We start from the raw sequence: 23831 nt of genomic DNA on the forward strand, positions 1-23831 counted from the left end.
CTTTCGGATTCGTCTGTGGAACCTGTGCGATACATCAGCGTTGCCTTGAAATAACAAAAACTTCACGGCATGGTCGAACAACACCGGCTTTACCGAATCGCAGGAGAACAGGCCCATGAACTTCAAGACGAGCGCTGCTTTGCTTTGTGCCGCAATTGCTGTGTCATCGTGTGTTGCGCCGGGACCCTCCTCGCAATCACCGAGCATGCCATCCGTTTCGCGGGGACCTGCGGTGGACGGCCGATGGATTGACCGTAACGGCATTATCTCGACATTCCAGAACGGCTCGTTCTCCACGCGTTCAAGCGACACGAATACGCTTCTGGCATCTGGAACCTATGTCACGATCTCGCCGACGCTTTATGAAATCAACATGACATCGCTGGTGCGCAACACACAGTCGCGCGTCAACTGCGCACTGGTCTCACCGTCGCAGTTGAACTGCACGACGGACACCAACAGTCAGTTTACCCTGAACCGCCAGGGCTGACCCTACTTCCATTTCTGAATATTCGAAAATGCACGCTTAACGCGTGCATTTTCTTTATTTCATCCCTGTCACATTTTCTCTTGCCGTCCCGCGCCGCAGATGAAAACATCGCTCGCGGAAAGACTGACATACTTTCGCGTTAGACAATGAGCACGAACATGCGCGGACAGTGATCGAGCCGCCTCGTTCCGCGTGAAAAACAGGAGAGGGACTATGAAGCGATTTTTGAGACTGGGGATGCTGAGCGTATCGGCGATGACGCTTTCGGCCGGAGCTGCTTTTGCCGATTACGAACTCAATATTCTTCATATCAACGATTTCCACTCCCGTATCGAAGCGATCAACAAGTTCGACTCGACCTGCTCGGCGGAAGAAGCAGGCAAAAACGAGTGCTTCGGCGGCGCTGCGCGCCTGCTGACCGCGATCAACAAGACACGCGACGCGCTCAAGGCTGACGGCAAGAACGTTCTGCTTCTGAACGCCGGTGACAATTTCCAGGGATCGCTGTTTTACACCACCTATAAGGGTACGGTGGAAGCAGAGATGCTGAACGCCATGAAGTTCGACGCCATGACCGTCGGCAACCATGAATTTGACGATAGCGAGGACGGCCTCGCAGGCTTCCTCGACAAGGTTCAGTTCTCCGTCGTAACTGCCAACGTGGTTGCCAGCGCCGCTTCGAAAATTGGCGATCGGGTCAAGCCCTTCATCGTTCTCGATGTTGGTGGTCAGAAGATCGGCATCGTCGGCGCCGTCGCAAACGACACACCGGAACTTGCAACACCCGGTCCAAACATCACCATCGCCGATGACGTGGCGAAAATCACCGAAGAAGTGGTGAAGCTCAAGGAACAGGGCGTCAACAAGATCATCGCTCTGACCCATGTCGGCTATCCGCGTGATCTGGAATATATCGCCAAAATCCCCGACGTTGACGTCGTTGTCGGTGGCCACTCCCACACGTTGCTGTCAAACACAGATAGCAAGGCGGAAGGCCCCTACCCGACCCTGGTCGACAATCCCGGCGGCTACAAGGTTCCAGTCGTTCAAGCTGGCCAGTACAGCAAATATCTTGGTGACCTCCGCGTTCTCTTCGATGACAACGGCGTCGTGAAAGAAGCCAAGGGCGACCCGATCCTGGTCGACGCCTCCTTCACGCCTGACGAAGCCATTACCAAGCGGATCGATGAGCTTAAAGCACCGATTGAAGAGCTGAAGGCCAAGGTTGTCGGCTCCTCCGAAGGCGCAATTGAAGGCGACCGCAAGATTTGCCGCGTCAAGGAATGCTCGATGGGCAACCTCGTTGCCGATGCGACCCTGGACCGCGTCAAGGATCAGGGCGTCACGATTGCTTTTGCCAATGCAGGCGGGTTGCGCTCGTCCATTGACGCGGGCGACGTGACCATGGGCGAAGTTCTGACGGTTCTGCCCTTCCAGAACACCGTCGCAACTTTCCAGTTGAAAGGCGAAGACATCAAGGCCGCACTTGAAAACGGCGTCAGCCAGATCGACGACGTCGCAGGACGCTTCATGCAGATTTCCGGCATGAAATATTCATTCGACCGCTCGAAGCCGGTCGGTGAACGCGTCACCGACATTCAGGTCAAGGACGGCGAAGGCTTTGTAGCGCTCGACCCGGCCAAAACCTACACCGTTGCAGCCAACAATTACGTCCGCACCGGCGGCGACGGCTTCAAGGTCTTTAACGATAAGGCCATCAATGCCTATGATTTCGGACCAAATCTCGAAGAAGCCGTTGCGGCTTACGTGGGCAAGAACAGCCCTTACAAGCCTTACACGGACGGCCGCATTGCTGAAGTAACACCGGCCGGCTACGTCGCTCCCGCCAAACCGGCGGCACCCGCCGCCGCTCCTGCGGCAACGGCGCCTGCACCTGCAGCAACGGCGCCAGTGGCAACCGCACCGGCTCCGTCCGCTCCAGCAGCAGCGCAGGCCGCAGCGAAGTATGTCGTCGAAAAGGGCGACTCGCTGTGGAAGATCGCGACCGAAAAATATGGCAACGGCGCTCTCTGGACGAAGATTGCCGGTGCAAACGCGCTGAAGCGTCCAAACCACATCGAAATCGGCGAGGAGCTGGAGATTCCGGCGAACTAAGCCGAACCTCATTCACAGGGCAATTTGCCGCAGACAAGAAAGCCAGTCTCAAACGAGGCTGGCTTTTTATTTTATCGATAAAAATCATTGCCTTACATCGCATGCCTGAGCGAGCATCAGCCCACCCGCCGAGCAACCCGAGGAAATCGCAGCCGCAGATGGTTCAATCCTGAAAAATTTAGTCTAGAACACGATGAACCATTCGACGGCAAAAACGTAGTGCCATGCAATTCGAGTTTCAGGGTATTCTTCATGGTGGCAAACATATCCGCACTTCCCGCAAACCATCCTGCTGTTTCGTTCGGCAAGGTGGGTGTCCTCATCGTCAATCTGGGAACACCTGACGGCACCGACTACAAATCGATGCGGCGTTATCTGGCGGAGTTTCTGAGCGATAAGCGGGTTATCGAATGGTCACGACTGTACTGGTATCCAATCCTCTACGGCATCGTACTCAACAAGCGTCCGCAGAAGGTCGGCAAGGCTTATGAAGAGATCTGGAACCACGATCTGAATGAAAGCTATCTCCGGACCTATACGCGCAATCAGTCCGATCTGATGGTCGATCTCCTAAAGGATCTGCCGAATGTGGTCGTCGACTGGGCGATGCGCTACGGCCAGCCGTCCATCGCGTCCAAGATCGATGCGCTGAAGGAACAGGGCTGCGAAAAAATCCTGCTTTTTCCGCTATATCCGCAATATGCGGCATCGACGACGGCGACCGTCAACGACAAGGCATTCGAACATCTCATGAAGTTGCGTTGGCAGCCGGCACTCCGCACCGTGCCACCTTATCATGATGACCCGGCATATATCGACGCCCTGGCAACCTCCGTGAAAAAACATCTGGCGACACTCGACTGGGAGCCCGAGATGTTAATCACCTCGTTCCACGGCATTCCCCAGTCCTATTTCCAGAAGGGCGACCCCTATTATTGCCACTGTCAGAAAACTGCCCGCCTGCTGCGCGAGGCATTGGGACTGACGGACAAGAATTTCATGATTACCTTCCAGTCGCGCTTCGGACCGGAAGAGTGGCTGCAGCCTTACACCGACAAAACCGTCGAGAAACTGGCCTCGGAGGGCATCAAACGCATCGCCGTCATGAACCCCGGCTTCGTTTCCGATTGTCTTGAGACACTCGAAGAAATCGCTGGTGAGGCCGGTGAGATTTTCCTGCACAATGGCGGCGAGAAGTTCACGCATATACCTTGCCTCAACGACAGTGTGGAAGGCATGAATGTTCTCGAAAAGGTTGTGCGCCGGGAGTTGCAAGGCTGGGTATAATCCTGCCATAAGCAATCAAGGGTGCGAACTCCGAACGAAACGGATCGCGGAGGAAATGCGATGATTGAATTGGGCGGTTTCGATATCGTCGTTCTGGCGGCGGTGGTGCTGGTTATTCTTGTGCTGTTTGCCGGCATCAAGACCGTGCCGCAGGGCTATCGCTATACCGTTGAACGGTTTGGCCGTTATACGCGTACACTGGAGCCCGGCCTCAACCTGATCGTACCGTTCTTCGAGCGCATCGGCGCGCGCATGAACGTCATGGAGCAGGTTCTGGACATTCCGACCCAGGAAGTCATCACCCGCGACAATGCCAGCATCGCGGCCGATGCGATTGCTTTCTACCAGGTGCTGAATGCCGCTCAGGCAGCCTATCAGATTTCCAACCTGCAGATCGCTATCCAGAACCTCACCATGACCAACATCCGCTCGGTGATGGGTTCGATGGATCTCGACGAATTGCTGTCGAACCGCGATACCATCAATGAACGGCTGCTGCGCGTTGTTGACGAGGCCGTCGGACCGTGGGGCATCAAGGTCACGCGTGTCGAGATCAAGGATATTGCTCCACCCAAGGATCTTGTCGATGCCATGGCGCGACAGATGAAAGCCGAGCGTGAAAAGCGCGCGCAGGTGCTGGAAGCGGAAGGCTCGCGCAATGCGCAGATCCTGCGCGCTGAAGGCGCCAAACAATCGGCCATCCTCGAAGCGGAAGGACAGCGAGAAGCTGCGTTCCGTGACGCAGAAGCCCGCGAACGTCTGGCTGAGGCTGAAGCAAAAGCAACTCGTGTGGTGTCCGAAGCCATTGCTGCCGGCAATGTTCACGCCATCAACTACTTCATCGCACAGAAATACACCGAAGCTCTTTCCGATATCGGCACGGCAAAGAATGCCAAGATCGTCTTGATGCCGATGGAGGCGTCCTCCCTGATCGGCTCGCTTGGTGGCATTGGCGCGGTTGCGAAGGAAGTGTTCGGCGACAAGGGTGACGCCGCTGCAGCACCTTCGGCTCCGGCTCCATCGCGCTCCGTTCCGCCAAGCGGAAGACCGGCCGGCCACACCATCAATGTGAGCGTGCCGGGCAATCCGTTCGGCTCGTCATCGGAGAAGTAAAATGCTGCAACGGCTTGCCACAGAGCTTGGACCCTGGAGTTGGTGGATCGTCGCCTTCATCCTGCTCGCGGCGGAGCTGATTGCACCGGGTGTGTTCCTGATCTGGATCGGTCTAGCGGCACTGGTGATCGGCGCGCTCTCGCTGTTTCTGTGGGACGCGCCTGTCTGGGCATGGCAATTGCAGTTTGTGCTGTTTGCAGGCCTGTCGGTCGCGTTTGCCCTGCTGGGCAGACGCTATTTCGGCAAGAACCGTGACACCAGCGACGAACCATTTCTCAATCAGCGCGAAGCAAGTCTTGTCGGCCGTACGGCCACATTGCAGGAGCCGATAGTCGAAGGTCGAGGTCGTATTCGTCTCGATGACACCTGGTGGCCAGTCGACGGCAAGGACATGCCGGCAGGAACACGGGTTCGGATCGCCTCCGCCCGTGGACGGACTCTGACGGTGGAAGCCATCGAATCCTAGATAAGCTGTTGTTAAGCCACGCCGATCCGCAACAGATCGTGGAAGTGCACCAGGCCGACAGGGCGATTTTCATCGTCGACGACAATAAGCGCGCCGATATGAAATTTCTCGAGGACCGCGAGAGCGCTCGTCGCCAGCACCGATTTTTTGACCGTTTTTGGCGTACGGGTCATGATGTCGTCAACGGTCAGTTCGGCGAGATTGCGCGAAAGATTGCGCGCCATATCGCCCTCCGTCACGATGCCGCAGAGCCGTCCATCCTCATCCAGAACGCCAACACAGCCGAAGTGTTTGCGCGACAAGACGCTGACGGCATCGGGCATTGGCGTGCCCTTATTGACGAGCGGCACACGTTCACCGGTGTGCATGATGTCGCTGACAAGCGTCAGGCTCGCGCCGAGCTTTCCACCCGGATGGAATACCTTGAAATCGCCTGCGGTAAAACTGCGTGCTTCCAGAAGTGCCACGGCAAGCGCATCACCGAGCGCCAGTTGCATCAGGGTTGACGTCGTCGGCGCAAGTCCGAGCGGACATGCTTCCTGCTCATTAGGAACAAGCAACACAATATCCGAAGCCTTCGCCAGAGATGACGTTTCTGAGCATGTCAGGGCAACAAGCGGGATCGAGAAACGACGGGTATAATTAATGATGCTGCGCAGCTCCGCGCTCTCACCACCCTTGGAAATTGCCAGCACGACATCATTGCCGCCGATCATTCCAAGATCGCCGTGATTGGCTTCAGCCGCATGCACGAAAAAAGCAGGTGTTCCGGTCGATGCAAAGGTCGCTGCGAGCTTCGCGCCGATATGCCCGCTTTTGCCGACGCCGGTGATGATAAGGCGTCCTTCTGACTGGCCGATCATCTCGATGACCTTGCAGAAGGGTTCAGCCAATCCGTTGGTCAGAGCCCGCTCAAGGGCGGCAAGGCCTTCACGCTCCATGGAAATCGTCCGCAGCGCGGATTCGATCGCATTGTCTTCGACCAGGTTCACAGCTCTCGTAATCATGGCCGACTGTTACTCTTTCCCCCGAAATATGTCCACTGCCTCGAAGATAACCGCAGGGTGGCGTTGTCGACACGAAAGGTCAGTGGCGCAGCACAGGTGGAGACAGTTCCTCGATCGTACCCAGACGCTTGAACGGAACCTTCTCTTCATCGAGCAGATATCGCCCGACTGTCCGCACGCGGGAGCGCGAGCCGTCATCGTGCCGTACCGAATATTCCTGCGAATAGAAGGCCCCTGTTTTCAGCGTCGTCAGTGCTGTTTCAATGACACGATTTCGATCCGCCAGGTCTATTCTCTCAAGCATCTTGAAGATGCTGACGCCTTGCTTGGCTTCAGCCAGCGGGATGCCGAATATATCTGCGCAGACATCATCCAGGTAGAATTTGTCGTTGGTGATGTCCCAACAATAGAAGCCGATCCGGTTCATATTCGACATGGGAGTCATAAAAGCACGGTCACTCAGAGGAAAACAAACGGGTTTTCAAATTCTTCAAACAAAATCGGCCTGGCGTTTTCGAAACATTGGCGACCCCTTGAAAGCGTCCCATCCATACACGCAAGCATAGAGTTACCGCGTTGGGCGATCGCGACCCTCATTTGTCGCAAAAACGTCATGTTGGCCCTTAGTTGGAATGTCGTTATTATTCCAGCCATTCGCCCAGAAAAAGAGTTCCCTTCCCGATATTTATCAAGTGTTAACCATAAAAACCCTATTGTTTAACCAATGTTAAACATGCGTCGCGTGAGTGAGTCTGCCAATTCCAGTAAGTGCCCATAATGCTCGGCTTGCCGGCATGGGAAACGGAAATGACGGACCTTGGAGCGCGCCGCGATCGGAACTCGCCGGGTGAAAGAAGCATGGTCTTGAGAGGCACCGCAAAACGTCCGCAGACGTCGCGGAAAGCAGCAGCAATGCTGCTTGCCTGTACCGTTCTTTTCACGGCGGAAGCAGCGTTGGCGCAGGACGCTGCGACACCCGTGCCCGTTACGGCTCCTCAAGGCACCGCCCTATCTGCCGGCACTACAGACACCGATACGCCGGCGAACACGGCAACTACCGCGACCCCGGCACCACTATGGCGCCCCTCCAATAATTCAGGCGATCCGATATACGAGCAACAGGACGACAATGAGCGTCCTTATTCCGAGACAGAAAATCCCTATGAACCCACTGTAGACGGAGGTGAGAATCCACCCCCGACCGGTGAGCCTGGACAAACGCCAGGCATCCGTCTTGGAACATTTCTGCTGCGTCCGTCGCTCAGCCAGACGATCAACACGGAGAAACAGAGCAATACGGGCGGCCCTTCGCGCCGCAACTATCTGACGACCGGCATTCGCGGCACGCTGACCAGCGATTGGTCGAGGCATGCGTTGACGGTAACGGGTGACGGCGCTTGGGAGAAAAATTTCGGAAGCAAGGACGGAGAAGAACCCCGGGCAAAAATCGATGCGGATCTTCGCCTTGACCTTGGCGGTGACACCACAGCCAATCTCAAGGCTGGATATGAATTCAGTCGCGAAGACACAACCGACCCGAACGCGTTGACCGGCGCGTCCGTCCAAGGCGGCGAACATCAGTTTACGACTGGCGCATCCATCGAACGAGATTTCGGGAAGTTGCGCGGTCTGGCGGCGCTCGATCTTTCCAGAACCGTCTACACCGACGCCAAGGGCCTGGATGGCAACGCGATCAGCCTGAGTGACCGGGACCGAAATTCCGCCAACCTGCGTGGACGTGTTGGTTACGAACTGTCACCTGCCCTCATCCCCTTCCTCGAATTGAATGCCGGAGCAAGCCGGTATGACGAAGACCGGGACAGCTCGGGCTATGCGCGCTCCTCCAATTCCTACGGAGCGAAAGTCGGTGCGGAGATCGATCTGGGCGAAAAGACCCGAGGCGAAGCGGCGATTGGCTATCTGCGCAAACAATATGACGACGATCGTCTGGCCTCCATTGGCGCATTGACCCTGGACGGGGATCTGAGCTGGTCGCCGCAGCGCGGCACCAACGTCAATTTGGGTTTGAGAACGACGATCGAAGATTTTGCCGGCGGCCCACAGGGCGGCTGGATTTCCTACCAGCTCGATGCCGGCCTGACCCACGAGTTGCGCAACAATCTTGTTGCCCGCCTGACGGGCCAGATTGTCCGCCGGACGTTCCCGTCATCGTCCGACATGGAGGACGTCATGGAATACACCGCTGGGGCAGGACTGACCTGGGGCATCAACCGCTACCTCGATCTGACGGCCGACGTCAGCTACCAGTGGACACCGGTTTACGACAGCGACGAGTTGCGCGTTGGCGCTGGGCTTGTGCTCAAGCGCTAGATCGGACGCTGCCGGCACCAAAATCTCAAACAAAAATCCCGGCACTAGGCCGGGATTTTCATGTCGTGTTCCGTGAGATTACTTCAGACCACCGATCAAGGCCTTGATCGGGTCCTCAATCGAAGAGCGAATGTCGGCACGTTCCAGAGCAAAAGCAACGTTTGCAAGAATGAAGCCGTCCTTTGCGCCGCAATCGAACGTCTGGCCACGGAAGTGATAACCCGCAAATTCCTGCGAATCCGCCAGCGTCAGCATGCCGTCCGTCAACTGAATTTCGTTGCCTGCACCGCGTTCCTGATTTTCGAGAATGTCGAAAATCTCCGGCTGCAGAATGTAACGACCGTTGATGTAGAAGTTCGACGGCGCGGTACCCTTGGCAGGCTTCTCGACCATCTGAGTGATCTTGAATCCTTCGCCGACAGCGTCGCCAACACCGACGATGCCGTATTTGTGGGTCTGATCCGGTTCGCATTCCTGCACCGCAATCACGTTGCCACCGGTCTGGTCGTAAAGATCAACCATGCCTTTGAGGCAGCTCTTCTGCGAGTGCATGATCATGTCGGGCAGCAGAACCGCAAAAGGCTCGTCGCCGACAATATCGCGTGCGCACCAGACCGCGTGGCCAAGACCAAGCGGAACCTGCTGACGGGTAAAGCTTGCCGTACCCGCCTTTGGCAGAAGGCCGGCCAGCAATGTCAGCTCGGCATTCTTGTTGCGCTCGCGCAGCATCTGTTCGAGTTCAAATTGAATATCGAAATAGTCTTCGATCACCGCCTTGCCGCGGCCGGTGACAAATACAAAGTGCTCTATGCCCGCTTCCGCCGCTTCATCAACGACGTACTGAATGACCGGCTTGTCTACGACAGTGAGCATTTCTTTCGGAACCGCCTTAGTAGCGGGCAGGAAACGTGTGCCGAGGCCTGCAACCGGAAATACGGCTTTCCGAATTTTCTTCTGTTCTACCACATATCCCTCCTGAGAGATAACAACTGGGTCCCATTCCCTCACGCAGTTGTTATTTCAAAAACAACAACGTTTTGTAAAGGTCGACGCTACCATCTATTAATGGTAAAGAATTTGTTGACGTTCTTTTGGTATCCATCGTGAAGCCCGATGCGTATCTCGCTATCGAAATGACATTCGAGAGAACGAAAGACCGACGATGACAAAGATGATCCTTTCAGATGTCCGCAAATTCGGCTGCATGGTGTTTGCAGGTTTGGCAATCACCCTGACGCCATTCTCGGCACATGCCGATGCTGGCTTCAGACAGTGGATCAACCAGTTTTATTCAACAGCCGCCAAAGAAGGCATCAGCAAGGCGACCTACCAGAAAGCGTTCGCCGGCGTGACCGAGCCCGATCCTGACGCGCTGCGCAAGGCCACCTATCAGCCGGAATTCACGACACAGGTCTGGGACTACATCGACTCGCGTGTCAATCCGTACACGGTCCGGATCGGCCGTGAAATGAAGGCACGCCACGCCACGACGCTGAACTGGATCGAGCGCAACTTCAACGTCGACAAGCATATCATCCTCGCCATCTGGTCGATGGAATCGAACTATGGTGCGGTGCTCGAAAAACCGGAGCGCCTGCACAATATCCCGCAGGCTCTGGCAACCCTTGCCTATTCTGATCCGAAGCGTGGAAAGTTCGCCCGTACGCAACTGATTGCCGCCCTGAAGATCCTTCAGTCGGGTGACGTGACGCCGAAACAGCTCACCGGGTCCTGGGCGGGCGCCATGGGCCACACGCAATTCATTCCGACCAGCTATCTGCTCTACGCCGTCGACGCGGATGGCAACGGCAAGCGCGACATCTGGCACTCTGTGCCGGACGCACTGGCAACGGCCGCCAATCTGCTGGCAAAGAACGGTTGGGAACCCGGCCGGACCTGGGGTTACGAAACCGCGGTTCCGCGTGGCGGCGCCCGCTATGAAGGCCAGACAAAGACCATTGCGGAATGGGCAAAGCTCGGCTTCACCCGTCCAAACGGCAAGAATTTCACCCGTGGTTCTGACCGCGCCATGCTGAAATTGCAGGGTGGCGCCAATGGTCCGGGTTTCCTGATGATGAAAAACTTCTTCACCATCAAGAAATACAACGCATCAGACAGCTATGCGCTGGCCGTTGGTCTGCTGGCAGACGAGATCGCCGGTTACGGTGGTATGCAGCAGAAGTGGCCGCGTCCTGACGGTACGCTAGACATCAAGGAAAAATTCGAGCTCCAGACCCGGATGAAAGAGCTCGGTTATTATGATGGCGAAATCGATGGTAACTTCGGCTCCGGCTCGAAAGCGGCAATCAGCGCAATCCAGTCCCGTATGGGAATGGAAAACGATGGCGAACCATCGCAGAGACTGCTGAGAGCCTTGCGTAACTGATAAGATGTGCCGGTCGGTTCAGGCAGTCGCGAAGACTGTCGGCGGACCGCCCGGAAAGGTCGATGTCATGAGTAAGAAGCCCGCATCGCAAAACGGAATTATCGGACGGCGCATCTGCGCCGTCATTCTGTCCGTGGCGATCTGCGTGCCACTCGCCCCATCTGGCGCCATTGCGCAGGAGCAGCGTCGGACTCTGTTCGAAATGTTGTTCGGCAGACCTGTTGGTAGAGAAGCACCGGCTGACCGTGAATATCAGCCGCGCAACCGACGCGATTTCCCCTCAGCGCCCTCGCGCAACCGATCAGTCAGCAGACCGCAACCGGCGCGCAAGACACCATCCGTTGTCCAGATGCGTACCACAAAACCGGAACCGGCCGCAAAACTCGAAAATGCGCGGCGCGTTCTCGTCGTGGGCGACTTTCTGGCCGGAGGCATGGGGGAAGAACTTGTCAACGCTTTCGCCAGTTCCCCGGCCATCACGGTCGACGTGCGTGCAAATGGCTCGTCGGGCCTGGTGCGAACAGACTACTACGATTGGTTTGCCACACTTCCCGAATTCATCAAGGAGACGAGCCCCGCAACAATCGTCATCATGATGGGGTCCAATGACCGCCAGCAGATGCAGATCGGCGATATCAAGGAAAAATTCGGTACAGATGTCTGGTACAAGGAGTACGAGCGTAGGATCGATGCACTCTTGGCCATCGCCGAGCGCCAGAAGGTTCCACTATTGTGGGTCGGCGTGCCCGCATTTCAATCTCCGTCACTGACGGCCGATCTTGCTGGCTTCAACCGCCTTTACCGCAGCCACGTCGAAAAGCACGGTGGTGAATTCGTCGATGTCTGGGACGGTTTCGTCGATGAAGCAGGCAAGTTCGTCATAACCGGTTACGACATGAACGGTCAGCAAGCCCGTCTTCGCGAAGCCGATGGCATCGGCATGACGCAGGCCGGCAAGCGAAAACTCGCATTTTACGTCGAAAAATTCGTGCGCCGGCATCTCGACAGCGCCGGCCCCGATCTGGTGAAGCTGGACGGTAGCAATCTGCCTTCACTGACCTCGCTGCCGGCACTTGGTATCGACGCCGGACAGGTCCGAACGCAACCTATCAGCCTTACAGATCCCGATCTCGATGGCGGTGAAAGACTGCTGGGTGACCAGCCTGTCAGAACATCTGTCGTCGAAACGCCGCGTGAACGGCTGACGAAACGCGGTGAAATGAGCGACGCACCACGGGGACGCGTCGATGATTATCGCGTGTCCACGCCGGATGAAACGGCAACGAAGTAGCCTTCTCAGGAAGCTCGTTCGAGCACCCTCATCATCACGATATGTTAAAGTCGGAACGCGCTTCGACCTTGGTGGTTAACGCGAGTGCGGAGCAGGAACGCATCCGCTAATAACGATGATATGAGGAGTAAACATCATGCCCCACCAAGGTGGTACACACGACCCGCATATGAAGCCGGGTCAAAAATCCGGCAAGGGCGGCAACGACAAAACCCGCAGCGCGTCATCGATGGAAAACAAGGCACCCATGAAGGACACCACGCAGGATAAATCGATGAAGGGTGGCCAACAGGGCCATAAAAACAAACACTAACGCGCTGTTTTCCCCCAGGTCTGGAACAAAAAAGGCGACCAGATGGCCGCCTTTTCAGTGATTAGCGTGGCAGCACCGAACTGCCCATCAAAGCTTCGTCGATGGCGCGTGCAGCCTGACGACCCTCGCGGATAGCCCAGACAACCAGAGACTGACCACGACGAACGTCGCCGGCTGTCCAGAGCTTGTCGACCGAGGTCTTGTAGTCCTGGTCGTTGGCAACAACGTTGGTCGAACCACGGCGGTCGGTGTTGAGCTCCAGCTTGCCTTCCAGGTCCTTCAGGACGCTGTCGGTGAACGGGCCGGAGAAACCGATCGCTATGAAAGCAAGGTCAGCCTTGATGATGAATTCCGTGCCGGCGATCGGCTTGCGCTTCTCATCCACCTGGCAGCACTTCACACCGGTCAGAACGCCGTCTTCACCGACAAATTCCAGCGTCGCAACCTGGAACTCGCGCACAGCGCCTTCAGCCTGTGAAGAGGAGGTGCGCATCTTGGTTGCCCAGAATGGCCAGACTGCGAGCTTGTCTTCCTTTTCCGGCGGCATCGGACGAATGTCGAGCTGCGTGACCTTCACGGCACCCTGACGGAATGCAGTGCCGACGCAATCCGATGCTGTGTCACCACCGCCGACGACAACAACGTGCTTGCCACCGGCCAGGATCGGATCGGCAGGCCAACCAACGCTGTCGATGTTTTCGCGACCGACGCGGCGGTTCTGCTGAACGAGGTAAGGCATGGCATCATAAACGCCGTGGAAATCCGCGCCGCCGATACCTGCCGGACGCGGCGTTTCGGAGCCACCGCAATAAAGAACCGCATCGTGATCGGCGATCAGCTTCTCAGCAGAAATGTCGACACCGACGTTGACGCCATAATGGAAAGTGACACCTTCACCCTTGATCTGCTCAACACGACGATCAATGAAGTTCTTCTCCATCTTGAAGTCCGGAATGCCGTAACGCAGCAGGCCGCCTGCCTTGGATTCGCGCTCATAGACGTGAACCTCGTGACCGGCGCGGCCGAGCTGCTGGGCAGCGGCGAGACCGGACGGGCCGGACCCGATGATCGCGACCTTCTTGCCGGTGTGAACCGTGGCCGGCTTTGGCACGATAAAGCCCAGTTCGTAGGCCTTGTCGGCAATTGCCTGCTCGACCGTCTTGATCGCAACCGGCGTGTCCTCAAGGTTCAGCGTGCAAGCCTCCTCGCAAGGCGCGGGACATACCCGACCGGTAAATTCCGGGAAGTTGTTGGTGGAGTGAAGATTGCTGATCGCCTGTTCCCAGCCGCCGTTGTAAACCAGATCGTTCCAGTCGGGGATCTGGTTGTGGACGGGACAGCCCGTCGGACCATGACAGTAAGGAATGCCACAGTCCATGCAGCGTGCCGCCTGCTTCTGCACTTCGGCATCCGACATGGGAATGGTGAATTCCCGGAAGTGACGGATACGGTCGGAGGCGGGCTGGTACTTGCCAACTTGCCGGTCGATCTCCAGAAAACCTGTTACCTTACCCACGTTTATATCCTCATATCAAAGCGGAGCGCCGGTCGGGCCCCAGTACCAGTAGGCGAAACCAAAAACCGCCCCCAGCACGATGAACTCAAACCCGATCTCGCCGTTTGCGCAGTAAACCGCCGTTGGAACGGCGATTGCGACGATCAGCGAGATCAGTCGATGAAATTTCCCCACGCGGCGGATTACTCCGCCGCCACACCCATGCGCATCCGTTCCATTTCCTCAAGCGCACGACGGTATTCGACCGGCATGACCTTGCGGAATTTCGGACGGAACTCACTCCAGCGATCAAGGATGTCCTTGGCACGGGACGAGTTGGTGTAGTGGAAGTGGTTCGAAATCATCTGGTAGAGGCGCTCTTCATCATGGCGCGTCATGTCTTCGGAAACGTCCACGCGTCCCTTGTGCATGAGGTCACCGCCGTGATGATGCAGCTTTTCGAGCATGTCGTCTTCTTCCGGAACCGGCTCGAGCTCGACCATGGCCATGTTGCAGCGCTTGGCGAAGTCACCCTGTTCATCGAGAACGTAGGCCACACCACCGGACATGCCGGCTGCGAAGTTACGGCCGGTTTCACCGAGAACGACGACGATGCCTCCCGTCATGTATTCGCAGCCATGGTCACCCACGCCTTCGACAACGGCAACAGCACCGGAGTTGCGCACAGCAAACCGTTCGCCTGCAACGCCACGGAAGTAGCACTCACCGGTAATGGCGCCGTAAAGCACCGTGTTGCCGACGATGATCGAGTTTTCCGCGACGATGCGCGTGTTCTCCGGCGGACGCACGATGATGCGGCCACCCGAAAGACCCTTGCCAACGTAGTCGTTACCGTCACCCACCAGATCGAAGGTGATACCGCGTGCCAGGAACGCGCCGAAAGACTGACCGGCCGTGCCGCGCAGCGTCACGTGGATCGTATCGTCCTTCAGGCCCTTGTGGCCCCAGCGCTTGGCGAGCGCACCCGACAGCATCGCACCTGCCGAACGGTCGACGTTCTTGATCGGAACTTCAAAGACAACCGGTTCGCGGTTTTCAAGTGACGGCATCGACTTTTCGATCAGCTTGCGGTCGAGAACGTCTTCGATCGGATGGTGCTGCCGCTGGGTCCAGAAAGTTGCTTCCTTCGGCGCATCGACCTTGTGGAAGATACGGCTGAAATCGAGACCCTTGGCCTTCCAGTGCGCCAGCATTTCTTCCTTTTCGAGCAGTTCGGAAGCACCGATGATCTCGTCCAGCTTGGTCACGCCAAGCGAAGCAAGAATTTCGCGGACTTCCTCGGCAACGAAGAAGAAGTAATTGATGACGTGTTCAGGCGTGCCCTTGAAACGCTTACGCAGAACAGGGTCCTGCGTGGCAACGCCGACCGGGCAGGTGTTCAGATGGCACTTGCGCATCATGATGCAACCGGCAGCGATCAGCGGCGCGGTCGCAAAGCCGAACTCGTCCGCACCAAGCAGTGCGCCGATAATGACGTCGCGGCCAGTCTTCAGACCACCATCGACCTGTAGCGCAACGCGTGAGCGGAGGCCGTTCAGCACCAGCGTCTGCTGTGTTTCGGCAAGGCCGATTTCCCACGGAGAACCGGCATGCTTGAGCGAGGTCAAGGGCGACGCACCTGTGCCGCCATCGAAACCGGCAACGGTAATGTGGTCGGCGCGTGCCTTGGCAACACCGGCAGCAACCGTGCCGACGCCAACTTCGGAGACGAGCTTCACGGAAACATCGGCTTCCGGGTTGACGTTCTTCAGATCGTAGATGAGCTGCGCCAGATCTTCGATCGAATAGATGTCGTGATGCGGCGGCGGCGAGATGAGACCGACACCCGGGGTCGAATGGCGGGTCTTGGCAACCGTGGCATCGACCTTGTGACCGGGCAGCTGACCACCTTCACCGGGCTTGGCGCCCTGCGCGACCTTGATCTGCAGCATGTCAGCATTAACGAGATATTCCGTCGTCACACCAAAGCGGCCGGAGGCAATCTGCTTTATTGCAGACCGTTCCGGATTTGGCTGGCCGTTCAGAAGGGGCATGTAACGGTCGGATTCTTCGCCGCCTTCACCGGTGTTCGACTTGCCGCCGATCCGGTTCATGGCGATTGCAAGCGTTGTATGCGCTTCGCGGCTGATGGAGCCGAACGACATCGCACCTGTCGAGAAACGTTTGACGATTTCAGCAGCGGGCTCGACATCATCTACGGAAACAGGCTTGCGGCCGGGCGCTTCCGCACCCTTGATCTTGAACAGACCACGGATGGTGTTCATGCGCAGCGCGGTGTCGTTCACCATGCCGGCAAACTCGCGGTAGCGATCCTGGCTGTTACCACGAACCGCGTGCTGCAGAGAGGCTACGGCGTCAGGCGTCCAGGCGTGGCTTTCGCCGCGCATACGATAGGCGTATTCGCCGCCGATATCGAGCGTGTTGGCGAGGATCGGGTCCTTGCCGAAAGCCGCCGTGTGACGGGTCACGGTTTCCTCGGCGATTTCCGTCAAACCGACACCTTCGATGGAGGTCGCGGTGCCGAAGAAATACTGTGCGACGAATTCCGACGACAGGCCGATGGCGTCAAAAATCTGCGCGCCGCAATAGGACTGGTAGGTGGAAATGCCCATCTTGGACATGACCTTGAGGATGCCCTTACCGACTGCCTTGATGTAACGGTAGACAACTTCGTCTTCCGACACTTCCTTCGGGAAGGCGTTGTGCTTGTGCATATCAAGCAGCGTATCGAAGGCGAGATACGGGTTGATCGCTTCTGCGCCGTAACCTGCCAGCAAACAGAAGTGATGGATTTCGCGTGGCTCGCCGGTTTCTACAACGAGACCGACCGAGGTGCGAAGGCCCTTGCGGATCAGGTGATGGTGCACGGCAGCGGTTGCAAGCAGAGCCGGGATTGCAATGCGATCCGGTCCAAGCTGACGATCCGACAGCACGATGATGTTATAGCCGCCACGCACGGCAGATTCGGCACGCTCGCACAGGCGGTCCAGCATGTCAGGCATGCCTTCGGCGCCACGCTCCACGTCATATGTGAAGTCGAGTGTCTTGGTATCGAAACGGTCTTCCGTATGACCGATGGAGCGGATCTTTTCCAGATCGCCATTGGTCAGGATCGGCTGGCGAACTTCGAGACGCTTGGCGCGAGCTGCACCTTCGTGATCAAGGATGTTCGGGCGCGGACCGATGAAGGACACGAGGCTCATCACCAGCTCCTCGCGGATCGGATCGATCGGCGGGTTGGTGACCTGTGCGAAGTTCTGCTTGAAATAGGTGTAAAGCAGCTTCGACTTTTCCGACATTGCCGAAATCGGCGTATCCGTACCCATCGAACCGATCGCTTCCTGACCGGTTGTCGCCATCGGCGACATCAGGAGCTTGGTGTCCTCGCTTGTGTAACCAAAGGCCTGCTGACGGTCGAGAAGCGATACGTCGCGGCGCAGCGCACGCGGCTCTACCGGCTTCAGCTCTTCCAGAATAAGCTGCGTGCGATCCAGCCAGGTGCGGTAGGGATGCTTGGCAGCCAGCTCGTGCTTCACTTCCTCGTCGGAAATGATCGAGCCCTTTTCCATATCGATCAGCAGCATCTTGCCGGGCTGCAGGCGCCATTTCTTGACGATGCGCTCTTCCGGAACCGGCAAGGTGCCAGCTTCCGAAGCCATGATGATGCGGTCGTCATCGGTCACGAGATAACGGGCTGGACGCAGGCCGTTACGGTCAAGCGTCGCGCCAATCTGCTTGCCATCCGTAAAGGCGACGGCGGCCGGGCCATCCCATGGCTCCATCAGAGCGGCATGATATTCGTAGAACGCCTTGCGTTCAGCCGACATGGACTGGTTGCCCGCCCATGCTTCCGGGATCAGCATCATCACGGCATGCGCCATGGAATATCCGCCACGCACGAGGAACTCGAGCGCGTTGTCGAAGCAGGCGGTGTCCGACTGGCCTTCATAAGAGATCGGCCAGAGCTTGGAGATGTCGTCGCCGAACAGAACGGAGGAAACCGACGCCTGACGCGCAGCCATCCAGTTGACGTTGCCGCGCAGCGTGTTGATTTCGCCGTTATGGGCGACCATGCGGTACGGGTGAGCCAGCTTCCACGACGGGAAGGTGTTGGTCGAGAACCGCTGATGGACGAGCGCCACCGCGGATTCGAAACGCGGGTCCGAAAGATCCTTGTAATAGGCGCCAACCTGATAGGCCAGGAACATGCCCTTGTAGACGATCGTCGAAGACGACAGCGACACAGGGTAGAAGTCCTGCGCTTCCTTGCCACCGCCCTCATCATAGATGCGGTTGGAAATGACCTTGCGGATCAGGAAGAGCTGGCGTTCGAACTCTGCGTTCGTCGCAGCGTCACGGCCAGCGCCGATGAACACCTGAACATGGTGCGGTTCTGTCGCAGCGATATCTGGCGCCTTGGAGAGCGAGGAATTGTCGACCGGGACATCGCGGAAACCGATGAACTGCTGGCCTTCCTCACCGATGACGTCGATGATGACCTTCTTGTAGTGTTCGATACGCGATGGGTCGCGCGGCATGAAGATATGACCGACGGCGTATTCACCAGCCTTTGGCAGAGTGACGCCCTGCTTGGCCATTTCTTCGCGGAAAAAGCGGTCGGGGATCTGCACCAGAATACCGGCACCATCGCCCATCAGCGGATCGGCGCCCACAGCGCCGCGATGGGTGAGGTTTTCGAGGATAAACAGGCCGTCCTTGACGATCTGATGGGATTTCTGCCCCTTCATATGCGCGACAAAACCGACGCCACAGGCATCGTGCTCATTTGCCGGGTCGTAGAGACCCTGCTTCTCCGGCAGACCACGCGGAGTGACCTTCGTCACTGCAACGGAAGCGGCCCCGGCCGCGGTGGGACAGTCAGTGGTCATGATGGCGGCAGCGTTATCCGCCAGCGTCTTGTTCGTCATTGTTCGTCCCTCCTGCAAAGCACTTGCACGGTCTCGCACAAAGAACCGGTTCGACGCGGATTTTCACTGAACATGAAACCCGCCGTCTTTCCGGCTCGTTAAAATTTAGGACAGCATGACTGTCTCAATTCTCAAGAATTTTGGCAGAAACGGGTTCGTTTAGCAAGGCGCATGTTCAATTTATAAAACCGGACTTTTGCAGCGAAGTTTCCAGAGACGTCGATCCCGCGAAATTTTCTTTTGAGAAACACCCCCTCACTGTTGCTTTCATTACCCTATTTGCCATTTGCGAAGTGAGGTCATAAAACTTTGCGAGTCATCCCGCAGACTGCCCGCACAAACAGATCCCATCCATCGGAAAGCCCCAAAGATGTTTTTTGCTTCAGACAATTGGGCTGGTGCCCACCCTGCCATCAACGACAGGCTCTCGAAGGAGTCCACCCGTTTTGCCGCAGCCTACGGCACGAGCGAATTGGACCGCTCCATCGAAAGCCGCTTCAACGAGTTGTTCGAACGTGAGGTGGCGGTCTTCTTCGTTGCTACAGGCACTGCGGCAAATTCTCTTTCCCTCGCCAGCATTGCACGCCCGGGCGGTCTGACCTTCTGTCACTCGGAAGCCCACATCATTGAAGACGAATGCGGCGCACCGGATTTTTTCAGCGGCATGCGCATGGTCGCCGTCGAGGGCCCGAACGGTAAAATGCTGCCGGAGAATCTTGTCGAGCGCATCGCACGCTATCCACAGGACGCCATCCATCACGGACGCGCAGCTGCCGTCAGCATGACGCAGGCAACCGAGGTGGGGACCGTCTACACGCTGGATGAAATCGACGCCATTTCCAAGATTGCCAAAAACAACGGGCTGCCATTGCACATGGATGGGGCTCGCTTTGCAAACGCTCTCGTTTCGCTGGGAACAACACCCGCAGAAATGACCTGGAAACGCGGCGTCGACGTGCTGTCATTCGGTGGCACGAAAAACGGCTGCTGGTGCGCAGAGGCAATTGTGTTCTTTGATCCGACGCTTGCAAAAGACTTCGCGTTTCTGCGCAAACGGACTGCCCAGCTTTTTTCCAAGTCGCGCTTTATTGCCGCCCAGTTCGACGCCTATTTGCAGGACGATCTGTGGCTCGGCCTCGCCAGCCACGCCAACGCCATGGCCGACCGGCTGCGCTCCGGCTTTGGCTCTCTCAACAGCGCGCGTCTGGCATGGCCGACATCGGCCAACGAGGTCTTCGCCATTCTTCCCAAGGCATCGGCAGATGCCGCGACTGAAAAAGGCGCAAAGTTCTACGACTGGCTTGTTCCACGTGACATGCCGGAAAAAGTCGCAGACGACGAAATGCTGATCCGCATGGTAACGAGCTTTGCAACGACAGAGGCCGACGTCGACGAGTTCCTGTCGATCTGCGGCGCAGCCTGACATCACCAAACCCATCGGCCGTCATTCGCGTTTTGCACGGAATGACGGCCGAAGGCTTTAATTTGCCTCGCCCTCATCCGAAGACGGAAAGAAGCGATTGGCGGGACGGCGAAGACCGAAATGGTCGCGCAGTGTCGTGCCGTCATATTCGGTGCGGAACAAGTTACGTCTTTGCAACTCCGGTACCACCAGTCTGGTGAAATCATCCAGTCCGGCCGGCAGGAAGGGAAACGAGACGTTGAACCCGTCCGAGCCTTCCTCATGGAGCCAGCGCTCCATATCATCGGCGATCGTCGCCGGCGTGCCGACGAAAGCCAGCCCCGCATAACCGCCAAGACGCTGGGCCAGTTGGCGCACCGTAAGCCCCTCGGTCCGGGCCAGTTCAATCACCCTTTCCCGACTTGATTTGCTGGCGTTTGTCTCAGGGATATCCGGCAACGGCCCATCTGGATCGAATGTCGAGGCATCATGGCCGAGTGCTATGGAGAGCGAGGCGATAGCGCTATCGTAGTGGACGAGACTGTCCAGCCTTGCACGCTTCGCGCGCGCCTCTTCGACGGTGTCGCCAACGACGACGAATGCGCCCGGCAGAATGACGATATCATCGTAAGAGCGGCCCGCCGCAACGGCGCGATCCTTGACGTCCTTATAGAAGGACTTCCCGGCAGTAAGATGGGCAGGGGCTGCGAACACAACCTCAGCCGTTTCCGCCGCCAGTTGGCGACCAGGCTCGGACGCGCCAGCCTGCACAATGACAGGCCATCCCTGAACGGGACGCGCGATATTGAGCGGACCCTGCACGGAGAACTCACGACCCTTGTGATGCAGCGCATGCATCCGGTCAGGATCGAAGAAAATTCCGCTTTCGGTATCACGAATAAAAGCGTCATCGGCAAAAGAGTCCCAGAGACCGGTGACGACGTCATAAAACTCGCGTGCCCGCGAATATCGCTGCGAATGGTCGGGCTGCGTTTCGCGTCCGAAATTCAATGCTGCATCCGGGTTGGCCGTGGTCACGATATTCCATCCCGCCCTTCCACCGCTCAAATGGTCGAGCGAGGCGAAACGCCGTGCAACGTGATAGGGTTCGTCGAATGTTGTCGAGGCTGTTGCCACCAGTCCGATGCGGCTGGTGACAGCCGCAAGCGCCGATAGCAGGGTGAATGGCTCGAACGATGTGACCGTATGGCTTCGTCGCAAAGCCTCGACCGGCATGTTGAGGACCGCAAGGTGATCGGCCATGAAAAAGGCGTCGAACTTGGCAGCCTCAAGCTGTTGGGCAAAACGGGTGAGATGGGCAAAATTGAAATTGGCATCCGGCCATGCGCCCGGATAACGCCAGGCACCGGTGTGAAGGCTTACGGGTCGCATGAATGCACCGAGGTGCAGTTTGCGTTCAACTCCCATCGAGGATTCCTTTCGTCCTGAAATACATGATCGCAAAACAGACCGCTGCTGACCTTGGTCATGACGAAGCGGTAGAGCCGGACCTGAAAACAGTGACGCATCTCGCGTCAGAACCGGCTCCTTTAGCTATATGGAACGGCCGGGCGGAAATACCAGTCCTCGATGATCGCAAGACCGTGGATCGAATGACGGGTTGAGATAGGGCCCGGCAGAAGGTATCAGGTGCTTCAATTCAAGGCGGACCTCCCGCAAACCTGCCTCTCAAAACCCAAAAGGCTTATCCCGACATGATCCCGGATTTCCTCGTCACCCATTCCGGTGGCTTCCATGCCGATGAACTGCTGTCCAGCGTCATCCTCACCCGGCTCTTTCCAGAAGCCCGCCTTGTTCGCAGCAGAGCACCGGAATGGATCACGCCCGGCGAAGACCGGATCATCTACGACGTCGGCGGCGCCTATGATGAGGCGAAGGGAATATTCGATCACCACCAGCGTGGCGCGCCGCTCAGGGACGATGGCCAGCCCTACAGCTCCTTCGGCCTGATCTGGAAGCACTATGGTCGGAATTATCTCGCAGCATTGGCGATCCCGGCAGAGCACATCGAAGCCATCCATGCCTCTTTCGACAGCGGCTTCGTGCTGCCGGTCGATCTGGTCGACAACGGTGCGCTGAGCCCCTCCACCGCAGGACAGTTGGCGGGACTGACGCTGCCCGCACTTCTCGAAATCCTGAAGCCGGTTTTCGATGAGACAGATCCCGAAGCAGAAACGCGGGCATTCCATGCAGCGCTCGACATCGCCCGCAGCTTCGTCGAAGCCAAGATCGCGAAAAGTGCCGCAAAGCTTCGTGCCGAAGCACTTGTGAACAAGGCTATCGTCGACGCCGGTGCAGGGTATATTCTGGAACTGCCCCTCGGCATGCCGTTCCGGCCGGCGATTGTCAAAGCAGGCGCAGATCATCTTCTGTTCGTGGTCCATCCACGCGGCAACGACTGGTGCCTGACCGGTATTCGACGTGCAGACGAAGGGTTCGAGTTGCGCGCTGACCTGCCTCTGGCATGGGCAGGCCTGACCAATGAGGATCTTGAAGCCGCCTCCGGCGTTAAAGGAGCAAGCTTCTGTCACAATGGTCGGTTCATCGCAGCTGCCAAGAACAGGGAAGCAGCGATGGCCATGGCGGAGTTGGCAGTGAAAGAAGCTTTTGCCACTGGCGCGGCGGTCGCGACCAGCGCCTGAACAGAGATCAAGACGGAGCGAGACAGTGAGTGTTGCTTTCACCAAAGAAGAAAGTTCCGAAACAGCATCGGAAACCTTGCTGCCCGACCGTCCGATTTCATCTCACCCGAACCTCGTGACGGAAACCGGCATGAAGGCTCTGGAATTGCAGCTTCAGCAGGCTCGCGATGCTTATGAAGCGACAAATGCGATCGAGGACATCAATGAACGGCGTCGGCAGGCGGCAAGCCCCCTGCGCGACGTCCGCTATTTTGCTGCGAGAGTGAGAACGGCGCAGGTCATCCCTGATCCGGCGTCGTTCGATACCATCGCGTTCGGCAACACGGTTACTTTCAGCCGCGATGACGGGCGGGTGCAGACCTACCGCATCGTGGGAGAGGACGAAGCAGACCCCAAAGCCGGCTCGATCTCCTTTGTTTCACCGGTAGCGACGCGCCTCATGGGTAAAGCGGTCGGTGACGCGGTGGAAATGGGCGGCCACGAACTGGAAATCATTTCGATCTCGTAAGGCAGCGGTTATCGG

The 23831-nt window shown here is 57.4% G+C and carries 19 protein-coding genes; 12 read left to right on the forward strand and 7 right to left on the reverse strand.

Features of this window, described 5'->3' with window-relative positions; all coding sequences use genetic code 11:
* Nucleotides 1-115 precede the first annotated feature (115 nt).
* The 5 genes from omp10 to ACIQT8_RS23180 all read left to right on the forward strand — a co-directional run bounded on the left by omp10 (nucleotide 116) and on the right by ACIQT8_RS23180 (nucleotide 5471).
* Nucleotides 116-490 carry an outer membrane lipoprotein Omp10 gene (gene omp10 / locus ACIQT8_RS23160; RefSeq protein ID WP_138793609.1) on the forward strand — a complete coding sequence of 125 codons (375 nt, stop codon included), beginning with the start codon at nucleotides 116-118 and terminating at the stop codon, nucleotides 488-490.
* Between the two features lie 213 nt (nucleotides 491-703).
* Nucleotides 704-2605 (forward strand): 5'-nucleotidase C-terminal domain-containing protein, encoded by a 1902-nt coding sequence (locus ACIQT8_RS23165; protein WP_400970297.1) that lies wholly within the window; start codon nucleotides 704-706, stop codon nucleotides 2603-2605.
* Nucleotides 2606-2857: 252 nt separating this feature from the next.
* Entirely contained in the window at nucleotides 2858-3892 is a 1035-nt protein-coding gene (gene hemH / locus ACIQT8_RS23170) for a ferrochelatase (protein ID WP_400970300.1), read from the forward strand.
* 60 nt (nucleotides 3893-3952) lie between these two features.
* A complete protein-coding gene (locus ACIQT8_RS23175) occupies nucleotides 3953-5005 on the forward strand; it encodes an SPFH domain-containing protein (RefSeq protein WP_138793606.1) in 1053 nt (350 codons plus the stop codon).
* Between the two features lies 1 nt (nucleotide 5006).
* On the forward strand, nucleotides 5007-5471 hold the full coding sequence (locus ACIQT8_RS23180) for an NfeD family protein (RefSeq protein WP_400970304.1): 465 nt from the start codon (nucleotides 5007-5009) through the stop codon (nucleotides 5469-5471).
* A gap of 11 nt (nucleotides 5472-5482) precedes the next feature.
* Here ACIQT8_RS23180 and ACIQT8_RS23185 read toward each other — a convergent pair whose 3' ends face one another.
* Together ACIQT8_RS23185 and ACIQT8_RS23190 are read right to left on the reverse strand one after the other, a co-directional pair.
* On the reverse strand, nucleotides 5483-6478 hold the full coding sequence (locus tag ACIQT8_RS23185; RefSeq protein WP_400970307.1) for an SIS domain-containing protein: 996 nt from the start codon (nucleotides 6476-6478) through the stop codon (nucleotides 5483-5485).
* Between the two features lie 79 nt (nucleotides 6479-6557).
* Nucleotides 6558-6923, reverse strand: a complete 366-nt coding sequence (locus tag ACIQT8_RS23190; protein WP_138793603.1) for a PAS domain-containing protein — start codon at nucleotides 6921-6923, stop codon at nucleotides 6558-6560.
* Between the two features lie 413 nt (nucleotides 6924-7336).
* Here ACIQT8_RS23190 and ACIQT8_RS23195 point away from each other — a divergent pair, with 413 nt between their 5' ends.
* On the forward strand, nucleotides 7337-8809 hold the full coding sequence (locus ACIQT8_RS23195) for an outer membrane beta-barrel protein (protein WP_400970461.1): 1473 nt from the start codon (nucleotides 7337-7339) through the stop codon (nucleotides 8807-8809).
* Nucleotides 8810-8887: 78 nt separating this feature from the next.
* On the opposite strand, the gene galU is transcribed toward ACIQT8_RS23195, so the two are convergent.
* Nucleotides 8888-9775: a UTP--glucose-1-phosphate uridylyltransferase GalU gene (galU, locus tag ACIQT8_RS23200; RefSeq protein WP_138793602.1), complete on the reverse strand. Its 888-nt coding sequence runs from the start codon at nucleotides 9773-9775 to the stop codon at nucleotides 8888-8890.
* Between the two features lie 196 nt (nucleotides 9776-9971).
* Here galU and ACIQT8_RS23205 point away from each other — a divergent pair, with 196 nt between their 5' ends.
* The 3 genes from ACIQT8_RS23205 (at nucleotide 9972) to ACIQT8_RS23215 (ending at nucleotide 12799) form a co-directional block, all read left to right on the forward strand.
* Nucleotides 9972-11195 carry a lytic murein transglycosylase gene (locus ACIQT8_RS23205; RefSeq protein ID WP_138793601.1) on the forward strand — a complete coding sequence of 408 codons (1224 nt, stop codon included), beginning with the start codon at nucleotides 9972-9974 and terminating at the stop codon, nucleotides 11193-11195.
* 67 nt (nucleotides 11196-11262) lie between these two features.
* On the forward strand, nucleotides 11263-12486 hold the full coding sequence (locus ACIQT8_RS23210) for an SGNH family hydrolase (protein WP_400970312.1): 1224 nt from the start codon (nucleotides 11263-11265) through the stop codon (nucleotides 12484-12486).
* A gap of 136 nt (nucleotides 12487-12622) precedes the next feature.
* Nucleotides 12623-12799, forward strand: coding sequence for a hypothetical protein (locus ACIQT8_RS23215; protein ID WP_400970315.1), 177 nt, complete (start codon nucleotides 12623-12625; stop codon nucleotides 12797-12799).
* 61 nt (nucleotides 12800-12860) lie between these two features.
* On the opposite strand, the gene ACIQT8_RS23220 is transcribed toward ACIQT8_RS23215, so the two are convergent.
* Genes ACIQT8_RS23220 through gltB form a run of 3 tightly spaced genes read right to left on the reverse strand, consistent with a single transcriptional unit; the run spans nucleotide 12861 to nucleotide 19243 of the window.
* Entirely contained in the window at nucleotides 12861-14315 is a 1455-nt protein-coding gene (locus ACIQT8_RS23220) for a glutamate synthase subunit beta (protein WP_138793599.1), read from the reverse strand.
* Nucleotides 14316-14330: 15 nt separating this feature from the next.
* Nucleotides 14331-14489 (reverse strand): hypothetical protein, encoded by a 159-nt coding sequence (locus ACIQT8_RS23225; RefSeq protein ID WP_178340616.1) that lies wholly within the window; start codon nucleotides 14487-14489, stop codon nucleotides 14331-14333.
* An 8-nt stretch (nucleotides 14490-14497) separates the two neighbouring features.
* Nucleotides 14498-19243 (reverse strand): glutamate synthase large subunit, encoded by a 4746-nt coding sequence (gene gltB / locus ACIQT8_RS23230; protein ID WP_400970319.1) that lies wholly within the window; start codon nucleotides 19241-19243, stop codon nucleotides 14498-14500.
* Between the two features lie 370 nt (nucleotides 19244-19613).
* Here gltB and ACIQT8_RS23235 point away from each other — a divergent pair, with 370 nt between their 5' ends.
* Nucleotides 19614-20666 carry a low specificity L-threonine aldolase gene (locus ACIQT8_RS23235; RefSeq protein ID WP_400970321.1) on the forward strand — a complete coding sequence of 351 codons (1053 nt, stop codon included), beginning with the start codon at nucleotides 19614-19616 and terminating at the stop codon, nucleotides 20664-20666.
* 57 nt (nucleotides 20667-20723) lie between these two features.
* Here ACIQT8_RS23235 and ACIQT8_RS23240 read toward each other — a convergent pair whose 3' ends face one another.
* On the reverse strand, nucleotides 20724-22073 hold the full coding sequence (locus ACIQT8_RS23240) for an LLM class flavin-dependent oxidoreductase (protein WP_400970324.1): 1350 nt from the start codon (nucleotides 22071-22073) through the stop codon (nucleotides 20724-20726).
* 287 nt (nucleotides 22074-22360) lie between these two features.
* On the opposite strand from ACIQT8_RS23240, the gene ACIQT8_RS23245 reads away from it, so the two are divergent.
* The gene (locus tag ACIQT8_RS23245) at nucleotides 22361-23308 is read left to right on the forward strand and encodes an MYG1 family protein (RefSeq protein ID WP_400970327.1); all 948 of its coding nucleotides are present in this window, start codon (nucleotides 22361-22363) and stop codon (nucleotides 23306-23308) included.
* 25 nt (nucleotides 23309-23333) lie between these two features.
* Entirely contained in the window at nucleotides 23334-23816 is a 483-nt protein-coding gene (gene greA, locus ACIQT8_RS23250) for a transcription elongation factor GreA (protein ID WP_400970330.1), read from the forward strand.
* Nucleotides 23817-23831: the final 15 nt, after the last annotated feature.

This window comes from Agrobacterium sp. NPDC090273 (assembly GCF_044772305.1).
Lineage (GTDB): Bacteria > Pseudomonadota > Alphaproteobacteria > Rhizobiales > Rhizobiaceae > Agrobacterium.

Excerpts from the sequence above, each read along its gene's own strand:
- ACIQT8_RS23245 (WP_400970327.1), top strand. The coding sequence starts at position 22,361 with ATGATCCCGGATTTCCTCGTCACCCATTCCGGTGGCTTCCATGCCGAT.
- ACIQT8_RS23240 (WP_400970324.1), bottom strand. The coding sequence starts at position 22,073 with ATGGGAGTTGAACGCAAACTGCACCTCGGTGCATTCATGCGACCCGTA.
- ACIQT8_RS23235 (WP_400970321.1), top strand. The coding sequence starts at position 19,614 with ATGTTTTTTGCTTCAGACAATTGGGCTGGTGCCCACCCTGCCATCAAC.
- ACIQT8_RS23185 (WP_400970307.1), bottom strand. The coding sequence starts at position 6,478 with ATGATTACGAGAGCTGTGAACCTGGTCGAAGACAATGCGATCGAATCC.
- ACIQT8_RS23165 (WP_400970297.1), top strand. The coding sequence starts at position 704 with ATGAAGCGATTTTTGAGACTGGGGATGCTGAGCGTATCGGCGATGACG.
- ACIQT8_RS23210 (WP_400970312.1), top strand. The coding sequence starts at position 11,263 with ATGAGTAAGAAGCCCGCATCGCAAAACGGAATTATCGGACGGCGCATC.
- hemH (WP_400970300.1), top strand. The coding sequence starts at position 2,858 with ATGGTGGCAAACATATCCGCACTTCCCGCAAACCATCCTGCTGTTTCG.
- gltB (WP_400970319.1), bottom strand. The coding sequence starts at position 19,243 with ATGACGAACAAGACGCTGGCGGATAACGCTGCCGCCATCATGACCACT.
- ACIQT8_RS23180 (WP_400970304.1), top strand. The coding sequence starts at position 5,007 with ATGCTGCAACGGCTTGCCACAGAGCTTGGACCCTGGAGTTGGTGGATC.
- ACIQT8_RS23195 (WP_400970461.1), top strand. The coding sequence starts at position 7,337 with ATGGTCTTGAGAGGCACCGCAAAACGTCCGCAGACGTCGCGGAAAGCA.
- ACIQT8_RS23175 (WP_138793606.1), top strand. The coding sequence starts at position 3,953 with ATGATTGAATTGGGCGGTTTCGATATCGTCGTTCTGGCGGCGGTGGTG.
- ACIQT8_RS23190 (WP_138793603.1), bottom strand. The coding sequence starts at position 6,923 with ATGACTCCCATGTCGAATATGAACCGGATCGGCTTCTATTGTTGGGAC.
- ACIQT8_RS23205 (WP_138793601.1), top strand. The coding sequence starts at position 9,972 with ATGACAAAGATGATCCTTTCAGATGTCCGCAAATTCGGCTGCATGGTG.
- ACIQT8_RS23215 (WP_400970315.1), top strand. The coding sequence starts at position 12,623 with ATGCCCCACCAAGGTGGTACACACGACCCGCATATGAAGCCGGGTCAA.
- omp10 (WP_138793609.1), top strand. The coding sequence starts at position 116 with ATGAACTTCAAGACGAGCGCTGCTTTGCTTTGTGCCGCAATTGCTGTG.